6 protein-coding genes are annotated in these 5,473 nt (G+C 50.2%); 2 read left to right on the top strand and 4 right to left on the bottom strand.

The window, feature by feature from the left end; translation table 11 throughout:
• Positions 1-739, top strand: a 739-nt coding sequence (locus B3180_RS11185; RefSeq protein ID WP_286844554.1) for an NnrS family protein, incomplete at its 5' end; no start/stop codon positions are given.
• Here B3180_RS11185 and B3180_RS11190 read toward each other — a convergent pair.
• From B3180_RS11190 to norR, 3 genes are read right to left on the bottom strand one after another with little or no spacing between them, the layout of a single operon-like run.
• Positions 736-1,491, bottom strand: coding sequence for a HesA/MoeB/ThiF family protein (locus B3180_RS11190; protein WP_273021836.1), 756 nt, complete (start codon positions 1,489-1,491; stop codon positions 736-738). The two genes, B3180_RS11185 and B3180_RS11190, sit on opposite strands and share 4 nt — an antisense overlap.
• A complete protein-coding gene (locus B3180_RS11195) occupies positions 1,488-1,892 on the bottom strand; it encodes a YbaN family protein (protein WP_054488616.1) in 405 nt (134 codons plus the stop codon). The genes B3180_RS11190 and B3180_RS11195 overlap by 4 nt, the downstream gene beginning before the upstream one ends.
• Positions 1,889-3,433 carry a nitric oxide reductase transcriptional regulator NorR gene (norR, locus tag B3180_RS11200; protein WP_273021835.1) on the bottom strand — a complete coding sequence of 515 codons (1,545 nt, stop codon included), beginning with the start codon at positions 3,431-3,433 and terminating at the stop codon, positions 1,889-1,891. Before norR ends, B3180_RS11195 begins: the two co-directional genes overlap by 4 nt.
• Positions 3,434-3,620: 187 nt before the next feature.
• Between norR and B3180_RS11205 the strand changes: the two genes are divergently transcribed.
• Positions 3,621-4,160: a hemerythrin domain-containing protein gene (locus B3180_RS11205; protein WP_222236264.1), complete on the top strand. Its 540-nt coding sequence runs from the start codon at positions 3,621-3,623 to the stop codon at positions 4,158-4,160.
• Here the strand turns inward: B3180_RS11205 and B3180_RS11210 are convergent.
• Positions 4,154-5,344, bottom strand: coding sequence for a murein transglycosylase domain-containing protein (locus B3180_RS11210; protein WP_273021833.1), 1,191 nt, complete (start codon positions 5,342-5,344; stop codon positions 4,154-4,156). The genes B3180_RS11205 and B3180_RS11210 overlap by 7 nt on opposite strands.
• Positions 5,345-5,473: the final 129 nt, after the last annotated feature.

Here is a 5,473-nt window from a genome sequence, read left to right on the forward strand (position 1 = left end):
CTGTACTTTCGGTGTCATGGTGCATTATGGCTTGCACTTTGGTCAGTACCATATTCAAATTCTTGGTGCCTACAATGCGGTGTTCCTGGTGACCTTGCTTATGGCAATTATTGGCGGCCGGGTACTGCCCATGTTTACCGCCAACGGCACCATGACACCGAAAGTACAGCCGATTGTCTGGCTTGATCGCATTGCGCTGGGCAGCTTGTGGCTTATTTTTGCGGTTCACTTTTTGAATCTGCACACCATTTTACCCAGTCAGGTGATGGTCTTCTTATTTACCGTTTCAGCTGTTGCTACAGCGATACGGGTAGCGCGCTGGAAAATCTGGATGACCTGGCGGGTGCCTTTATTGTGGTCGCTGCATTTGGCCTACTGGTTTATTCCGGTTGGGCTGGCGCTATTTGCACTGCGCTATGCCGGTTTTGAGCTGACTCAGAGCCTGGCATTGCACGCTCTGACCGCTGGTGCTATGGGTAATATGATTTTGAGCATGATAGCCCGGGTATCCCTGGGGCACAGTGGCCGTCCATTGCAGCCCAAACTGATTATGACCGGCGCATTCTTATTGGTGCTAATTGCGGCACTGACCCGCGTCTTTCTAATGTGGCTGGCACCAGAGTTAACCAGCCAGTGGCTCATGTTCAGCACTTTAGCCTGGGCTTTGGCTTACGGTATTTACGTTGTGGTTTACTTTAAAGTACTGACTACGCCGCGTGCTGATGGTAACCCGGGTTAAAGGTCTGCACAGTGTGGGCACTGCGGGTGCTTCTGAATATTGAGCCGCTGCCAGTCACTGTGCAGCGCATCAAAAAGCAATACCGATGAATACAGCGGCTGGCCAATACCAGCCGCTATTTTTATTGCTTCGACAGCCTGCATGGTACCTACCACCCCCACCAAAGGAGACAAAACACCGGCTTCTGTACAACTGAGTTGCTGCTCACCAAAAAACTGGCTGTAACAGGCGTAGCAGGGCGAACTGTTTTGCATAGAAAAGCTGGCAATCTGGCCCTCAAAACGAATGGCAGAGCCGGAAACCAAAGGCGTTTTACTTTTTAGGCACGCTTTATTAACGCTGTTACGTGTCGTCAGGTTATCGCAGCAATCGACAATGAGCGTGGCTTCTTTTGTCAGTTTGGCCAGCAAAGCCTCATCTGCCCGTACCGGGAGTGATGTAATATCAGCCTCGCTATTCAGCTGCATCAGGTGCTGGCGAGCTTGCTCTGCTTTGTTATTCCCTACGCTGCTTTCGGTGAACAGAATTTGGCGTTGCAGGTTATGACGGTCAATTACATCGTCATCGACTAAGGTGATCTTTCCAACGCCAGCGGCGGTTAAATAAGGCGCAACGGCGCAGCCTAATCCGCCCAGGCCAATGATGACCAGATGGGCGTTTAGTAACCTTTCCTGGCCTTCTAAGTCCATAGCCGGTAGGGCAATGTGCCGGTTGTACTTCAGCATCTGCTGATGAGAAAGGGTTTTACTCATAACGAGTTTCCATTATTTTCAGGTACAAATTCAGGGCGAGTGGCCAGCCAGTAACCCACGGTGAGTAAGACCACACCCACCAGCCCTTTTAACCACACGGGAACCTGTGGAACCAATAACCATAACACCAAATAACCTGTTGCCATCATAATCAGGGCTATGACTTTGGAACGGCGTTTTATGACGCGATTATCGCGCCAGGCTCTAATATCCGGACCGTATTTTGGGTGGTTAATCAGCCAGGCCTCCAAACGAGGCCAACCCTTGCTGGCAGCCCAGAGCGCGGCAATAAGAAACGGAACAGTCGGCATTACCGGCAGGGCAATACCAATCAGCCCCAGTAGCACAAAAAATAGAGCCAGAGCGCGCCAGAGCAACCGAATCAACAACTCCCGGGTCATGACTTCATTCCCAACCGGCCTGCCATTTTGTGCAGGTTACTGGCGTCCAGTTGCAGGTCTTTAGCAGCTTGACTCCAGCTGTTGTTATGCCGACTCAAAGCCGCTTCAATCATTTTTCTTTGGGTGTAGCTAACCGCCTCCTTCATGGAAACGCTATGCACTGGCAACTCGGCTCCGCCGCTGTTTTTATCCGAATCCAGAGCGGTCGACATGGGTAACTGAACGTCGAGATCCAACATTTCCGGCTCAATGGTCGCAATATCGGTTTTCTCAACACCATGGCTCAGCAGCTTAATGGCTGCGCGACTTATTACGTGCTCCAGTTCGCGCACATTACCCGGCCACTGATACTGCTGTATGGCCAGTTCCGCTTCCGGTGATAACCGTAAAGCACGAAGCCCCAGGCGCGCGCGGTTTAACTCAAGAAAGTGACCGGCCAGAATCGACACATCGTCATCGCGCTCACGCAAAGGAGGTATGGGTAACGGGTAAACCGACAGGCGGTGGTATAAATCCGCACGGAAGGTTTCATTACTGACTTGCTGGCGCAGGTTACGGTTGGTGGCTGCTATCAGGCGCACGTCTACTTTACGATACTTGTCCGAACCCAGTCTCTGTATTTCTCCGTTTTGCAGAACCCGTAGCAGCTTGGCCTGTATCGACAGTGGCAGTTCGCCCACTTCATCCAGAAATAAGGTGCCGCCATGAGCCGCCTCAAAGCGCCCGGAACGGTCACTGGTAGCACCGGAGAAAGCGCCTTTAACATGACCAAAGAGCTCACTTTCAGCTAAGGATTCTGGCAGCGCAGCACAGTTAACATAAATAAGTGGCATATCGCTGCGCTGCGACAATAAGTGAAGTTCGCGTGCGAAGAGTTCTTTACCGACGCCGGTTTCCCCTAAAAGCAGTACCGGTAAGTCAGCACCGGCGACAACTCTAAGTTCTTTCAGAACACCTTCTATGGCTTTGCTCTGACCAATAATTTCAGAATCGTTGGTTTCCGTCGCTCCGGATTGCGGCATGGCGCGTTGTTGCCCCTGACGCAAGGCTCTGACGTTTTGCTCAAGCTGGCCAATACGCACCGCTGTTTCAACGAATAAACTGAACTTTTGCAGCTCGAGTATGGAATCATCGGTAAAGGTGCCCGGCTGCAAGGCATCTAATGTCAGCACCCCCCAGCATTTGTTTTCCAGGTACAAGCTGATTCCCATGCAGTCGTGTACGGGCAGTGCATTACCCGGCTGCTCCGCTAATAAACCGTCATAAGGGTCTGGTAACGAAGAGTCATGCTCAAACCTTACCGGGCTGCGGGAAGCCAGCAGTGCTGCCAGCCGTGGGTGTTGCGCAACCACGAAGCGACGACCCAGAGCTTCGCGCACCAGGCCCTGAATAGCGACGGGTTGAAGTACCTCGTTATCCAGTTTCAGTAACACCACCGCCCCACAGTTGAAATGACGGCGTAAGGTATTGACCAAATTCTGTAAACGAACGGCGGCAGGCTGCTCGGTCAGCAGGTCTGCTAATAGACTTTCTTGTAACATGGTTAAATTGACTGCTCAGGTTAAAAAGACCCTTATTGGTTGGGTTGATAGTACCTTGGCACCCCGGAGAGTCAATAATCACAATGGGGTAGAAGCTGGCCTGTTTGTTGCAATCAACAGCCATAGCGAGAGTTTAGATCGTTAAGTAACGGCTGAAAATTTTAATTTAGCAAACAGGAGTTACCCCATGAATACTTTAAATGAACGTTTACAAGCTGCTGAACAGAAATGGCAGGATTCTGGCTCACAGGAATTAATCGAGCACATCTATTTACGCTTTCATCAACGTCATCGCGAGCAGTTACCGGAACTAAAGCAGTTAGCTATGCGCGTGGAAGAGGTTCACGGTGATCATGCCGAAGCGCCTAATGGTCTGGCTGAGCACTTAGACAATATGTTGCAGGAGCTGGAAAGCCACATGATGAAAGAAGAACAAATTCTGTTCCCAATGTTGTCGCGCGGAGTTTATCCAAGCGGGCCAATTTCAGTCATGGAAGAAGAGCACGTGCAGCACGAAGATGAAATCAATAAAATTGATGAACTGACCAACAACCTGACTTTGCCTGAAGGCGCCTGTGGCACCTGGACTGCGCTTTATAACGGCCTGAAAGAGTTGCAGGACGACTTACGCGAGCATATTTACCTGGAAAACAACGTGCTTTTTGTCGAGAAGAAAGCGGCAGCACCGGTACACGGTAAAGATTTTTGCTGTGGGTCTTGTCAGTAATTTTGCTTAAAGTACATCACCTTTTCCAGGTACCGGCGGCTTTCAGCCAAAGGGTGTTTTGAAGTTAAGTCCCGGTAAATAACGCCGGGCTGACTTCGGTTCATTATCTGTATGGCTCTGTTGCGGTTGGATGAAAAGGTTTTTAGTACATTGCCGGCGCCGCCGTTATATGCGGAGACTATAGCGTATTCGCGGCTGCTTGGGTTTCGTACGCCTTTTAAATATTGGGTGTTGAGAATGTATAAGTAGGCACTGCCTATATCAATGTTCTGGGCGGGGTCAAACAGCTGCTCAGAGGTTGGTTGGCCGGGAACTTCACGTACCCGCTCAAAGACATCTCGCCCGGCGGTAGCTGCCACCACCTGCATTAAGCCATAAGCATTGGCATGGCTTACCGCATAAGGGTTGAAGCTGCTTTCGGTTTCAATAATGGCGTAAATAAGCTCAGGCTCAATATCGTAGCGCTTCGCGGCTGCTATCACGTAATCGGAATATTGGTGTTTGCGTAGCGATTTATGATCGTCCACCAGCGCAATTTGTACTTCATAAACGTCGTTGTCTTTGGCACGGCGAGTACGAAGCTTGTTGTTAACTAAATACTCAGCAAAACGCTTTGCTCGCCACTGGTATTCGACCACCACATTGTCCTGGTCAACAACCTGACCTCGTAAAAAGGGCTTTCCTGAACCTTCCGGCTCTTTATCGGTAAATATATCCACGGCGGTGAGATCTGCCGGTGTCAGCAGCGTGCGTACAATCGCCGCCTGCAATTTTTGCCGGGTTTCGGCGGGATTGTTGCTGTCATGCAAAGTGGCTACGGTCAGCAGGCCTTGCTCAAAATCAACAACGGCTTTGGCATGAAAGTTATCGCTGTATTTAACGTACTTTTTCTCGCTGGGAACCGTGTCCTTTTCTTCACCCCAAATGGCTTCGGCAACGGTACGAAGGTCGCGCAGCGCTTTGCGCAGATCTTCAATATCGCTAATAAGCTGACGGGGGTTGCTGCGGTAGCTATTGAGACGCTCACGAGCTAACGACTCAACAACCGCTGTGGGGTCATTTCCGCTGAGGATACCGGAAGTAACTACTCGCCTGACGTTATTAGGTGTCACTTCACAGCCGGCCAGAATTATTGTGGTAGTTAAAGCCACCATTAGAGTGATTATTTGAGTCTTTTTATTCATAGCGCCTAAATTGAGCTTCACTTCCCTTGTTCAAGCTTTTACATTAGGGAGACATAAAAATAAACCCTAAGCATTGTTTCGGCAGTGTGTAAAACAACAGGAATGAAGATGCGCAGTCTCAAATTAGCG

Origin of the sequence: Idiomarina sp. UBA4206, assembly GCF_002383015.1 — a bacterium.
In the GTDB taxonomy this organism is placed as follows: Bacteria; Pseudomonadota; Gammaproteobacteria; order Enterobacterales; family Alteromonadaceae; genus Idiomarina; species Idiomarina abyssalis.

Excerpts from the sequence above, each read along its gene's own strand:
- B3180_RS11195 (WP_054488616.1), bottom strand. The coding sequence starts at position 1,892 with ATGACCCGGGAGTTGTTGATTCGGTTGCTCTGGCGCGCTCTGGCTCTA.
- norR (WP_273021835.1), bottom strand. The coding sequence starts at position 3,433 with ATGTTACAAGAAAGTCTATTAGCAGACCTGCTGACCGAGCAGCCTGCC.
- B3180_RS11190 (WP_273021836.1), bottom strand. The coding sequence starts at position 1,491 with ATGAGTAAAACCCTTTCTCATCAGCAGATGCTGAAGTACAACCGGCAC.
- B3180_RS11210 (WP_273021833.1), bottom strand. The coding sequence starts at position 5,344 with ATGAATAAAAAGACTCAAATAATCACTCTAATGGTGGCTTTAACTACC.
- B3180_RS11205 (WP_222236264.1), top strand. The coding sequence starts at position 3,621 with ATGAATACTTTAAATGAACGTTTACAAGCTGCTGAACAGAAATGGCAG.